The sequence below is a fragment of the uncultured Algibacter sp. genome (genome assembly GCF_905480415.1).
Taxonomy (GTDB): domain Bacteria; phylum Bacteroidota; class Bacteroidia; order Flavobacteriales; family Flavobacteriaceae; genus Algibacter_B.
The window spans coordinates 1-3,268 of sequence record NZ_CAJQQI010000154.1; the positions used below are offsets into that span (position 1 = coordinate 1).

General features: G+C 33.1%; 5 protein-coding genes. 4 read left to right on the top strand and 1 reads right to left on the bottom strand.

Annotation, left to right across the window (positions count from 1 at the left end; all coding sequences use genetic code 11):
* The coding region (ahcY, locus tag QZ260_RS10600) for an adenosylhomocysteinase (protein ID WP_295985953.1) at positions 1 to 1,277 on the bottom strand (1,277 nt) is incomplete at its 3' end.
* A gap of 133 nt (positions 1,278 to 1,410) precedes the next feature.
* Here ahcY and QZ260_RS10605 point away from each other — a divergent pair.
* The 4 genes from QZ260_RS10605 to QZ260_RS10620 all read left to right on the top strand — a co-directional run.
* The gene (locus QZ260_RS10605) at positions 1,411 to 2,037 is read left to right on the top strand and encodes a 4'-phosphopantetheinyl transferase superfamily protein (protein ID WP_295985956.1); all 627 of its coding nucleotides are present in this window, start codon (positions 1,411 to 1,413) and stop codon (positions 2,035 to 2,037) included.
* On the top strand, positions 2,038 to 2,778 hold the full coding sequence (locus tag QZ260_RS10610) for a geranylgeranylglyceryl/heptaprenylglyceryl phosphate synthase (RefSeq protein ID WP_295985958.1): 741 nt from the start codon (positions 2,038 to 2,040) through the stop codon (positions 2,776 to 2,778).
* 60 nt (positions 2,779 to 2,838) lie between these two features.
* Positions 2,839 to 3,099 carry a hypothetical protein gene (locus QZ260_RS10615; protein WP_295985960.1) on the top strand — a complete coding sequence of 87 codons (261 nt, stop codon included), beginning with the start codon at positions 2,839 to 2,841 and terminating at the stop codon, positions 3,097 to 3,099.
* A partial coding sequence (locus QZ260_RS10620) for a nicotinamide mononucleotide transporter (protein ID WP_295985961.1) occupies positions 3,083 to 3,268 on the top strand: 186 nt, incomplete at its 3' end. The genes QZ260_RS10615 and QZ260_RS10620, both read left to right, overlap by 17 nt.

Genomic DNA, 3,268 nt, shown 5'->3' on the forward strand with positions numbered 1-3,268 from the left:
GTTACACCAATATAACTTGCTTGATCATTACGAAGCTCTGTTAACTCTACACCAATTTTTTCTAAGTGTAATTTAGCTACTTTTTCGTCTAAAGTTTTAGGTAACATATATACGTCGTTTCCGTAAGCATCTGCATTATTCCAAAGTTCGATTTGAGCTAAAGTTTGATTTGTAAATGAGTTACTCATTACAAAACTTGGGTGGCCTGTAGCACAACCTAAGTTAACTAAACGTCCTTCGGCAAGAAGAATAATATCTTTTCCGTCAATAGTATATTTATCAACTTGAGGTTTAATCGTGTTTTTGGTATGTCCGTAGTTTTTATTTAACCAAGCCATATCAATTTCATTATCAAAATGCCCAATGTTACATACAATAGCTTTGTCTTTTAAAGCTTCGAAGTGATGACCTTGAACAATATCTTTATTTCCTGTCGTCGTAATTACAATATCTGTATTACCAATAACAGTTTCTAGTTTTTTAACTTCAAAACCATCCATAGCCGCTTGGAGCGCACAAATAGGATCGATTTCTGTAACGGTAACAATACTTCCTGCACCTTTAAAAGAGGCTGCTGTACCTTTACCAACATCACCATAACCACAAACGGTTACACGTTTTCCAGCTAACATAATGTCTGTAGCACGACGAATCGCATCAACAGCACTTTCTTTACAACCGTATTTGTTATCGAATTTAGATTTTGTAACAGAATCATTTACGTTGATTGCAGGCATTGGTAACGTTCCGTTTTTTACACGCTCGTATAACCTATGAACACCTGTTGTAGTTTCTTCAGATAAACCTTTAATTCCTTCAGCTAATTCTGGGTATTTGTCTAATACCATATTAGTTAAATCACCACCGTCATCAAGAATCAGGTTAAGGGGTTTTCTGTCTTCACCAAAAAACAAGGTTTGCTCAATACACCAATCGAACTCTTCCTCAGTCATGTCTTTCCAAGCATAAACCGAAGTTCCTGCGGCAGCAATGGCAGCAGCAGCTTGGTCTTGTGTTGAGAAGATGTTACAAGAACTCCAAGTAACTTCTGCACCTAAAGCTTGTAAAGTTTCAATTAAAACTGCCGTTTGAATGGTCATGTGTAAACACCCAGCAATTCTTGATCCTTTTAGAGGTTGTTCATTTTTGTATTCTTCACGAAGACTCATTAGTCCTGGCATTTCAGCTTCAGCTAATTCAATTTCTTTTCGTCCCCAATCAGCTAGAGAGATATCTTTTACTTTACTAGCTACGTAAGGAATTGTTTTTGTGCTCATAGTAATTTTTCTTTTGTTTTTTTAATGCTAAGCTCCATTGTGTTTGGAACTTAAAAATACTTAAATTCGCTTCTAGGAAAACACTTTTTCACTTAGAGATTGCAAAGATAACTATTAACTTTTAAAATATTAAATGCCTTTATATAAAACCATTACTCCAAATTCACAAACCATTGTTAAAATCTGGAAGATTACGGAGTCTTATAAATATTTAATGGAAAAGGTTGATTTGAAACCAGTAGCTCTAGAGCGTGTTTTAGGTATGAAAAGTGAATTACATCAGCGCGGATTTTTAAGTGTACGGCATTTATTGGCTGAGTTTGGTTATGCCGATTCTGATTTATTTTATGATGAAAACGGAAAACCTCATTTAAAAGATGGTAAACATATATCTATAACGCATTCATTCAATTTTTCGGCAGTTATTATTAGTGATCTCATAGTTGGAATTGATGTTGAAAAACAGCGTGAAAAAATCAGTATAATCGCTCATAAGTTTATAGACTATGAATTCGATTATTTGAGTGAAGAATCAACTGATTATATAAAGAAGTTAACCGCTATTTGGTGCGTTAAAGAATCGCTTTATAAACTTTTTTGCACGCCTGGATTAAGCTTTAAACAGCATTGCTTGGTCATTCCCTTTTCAATAATTGATAAGGAAACCATAGCTTGGATTGATTACGAGGAAAAAAAATACCGTTACAATATTAATTTTTTAGAGTTTGAAGGATTTACTTGTGCTTATGCTATAGCTTAAATGGATTCGATTTATAAAAACATACAAGATTCAATTAGTAAGGGTGAAAAATTATTGGCAGTATTAATTGATCCTGATAAATTCTCAATTGAAAGCACGAGTAGTTTTATTATCAAAGTAAATGAATCTATTGCAACACACATTTTTGTTGGTGGAAGTATTGTAAATAATGATGCTACGGATATTTTAGTTTCAGAAATAAAAAAGCATACTAATTTACCAATTGTTTTATTTCCTGGAGATGTTTCTCAAATTACTAATAAGGCAAATGCATTACTTTTTTTATCATTACTTTCAGGAAGAAACTCTAAATATTTAATTGGTAAACATGTGGAAGCGGTTTCTAAATTATCTAAAATGCAACTTGAGGTAATTTCAACAGGCTATATTTTAATTGAAAGCGGAAAGGAAACGGCAGTGGAAAAGGTTACGAATACCAAGCCAATGCCTAGAGGAAATATTCAACATATTGTTGATACAGCAAAAGCTGGTCAGTTGTTGGGAATGAAGCTTATATATTTGGAAGCTGGAAGTGGAGCCGGAGAACCACTTACTAAAACTATTATTAGTAGGGTTAAACAAGAATTGGATATTCCTTTAATAGTAGGAGGTGGAATTAGAAGTATAGTTCAATTAGACCATGCCTTTAATGCTGGTGCAGAGTTAGTAGTTATCGGAACCGCTTTTGAAGAAGATGAATCGTTTTTTGACGAATTAAGAGAGAATAAAGAATCAAGATGATAGAATAAAGATAAAGGGGCGCTCTCTTTTCTTTATTCTATTTTCTATTATCTCATATAAATGAAAATATCTGTAGAATTAACTTTAACACCATTGCATGACGATTACGAACCTGCAATTATTAATTTCATCAAAAAACTAAGAGCATCTGACTTAAATGTGCTTGAAAACCCGCTAAGTACTCAAGTTTATGGTGATTATGATGAAGTTATGCATCTACTTACTACTGAAATAAAAGAAGCCTTCGAATTAATTGAATTCGGCTTATTGTATATGAAAATTGTAAAATCTGACAGACACGACTATGAACCCCATTTTTGAGTTTTTCTTTGGACAATATTCCGAATATGAAACTATAGATATTGTTCTTGAAATTGTAGCAGTATTTTTTGGCTTCCTTCCTGTATGGTTTTCAAAACAGAACAAGGTTTTGGTTTTTCCAACAGGTATGATAAGTACTGTTATTTTTGTGTACTTATTGCTTAAATGG

Coding starts and splice junctions, on each gene's coding strand:
- QZ260_RS10605 (WP_295985956.1), top strand. CDS start 1,411: ATGCCTTTATATAAAACCATTACTCCAAATTCACAAACCATTGTTAAA.
- QZ260_RS10610 (WP_295985958.1), top strand. CDS start 2,038: ATGGATTCGATTTATAAAAACATACAAGATTCAATTAGTAAGGGTGAA.
- QZ260_RS10615 (WP_295985960.1), top strand. CDS start 2,839: ATGAAAATATCTGTAGAATTAACTTTAACACCATTGCATGACGATTAC.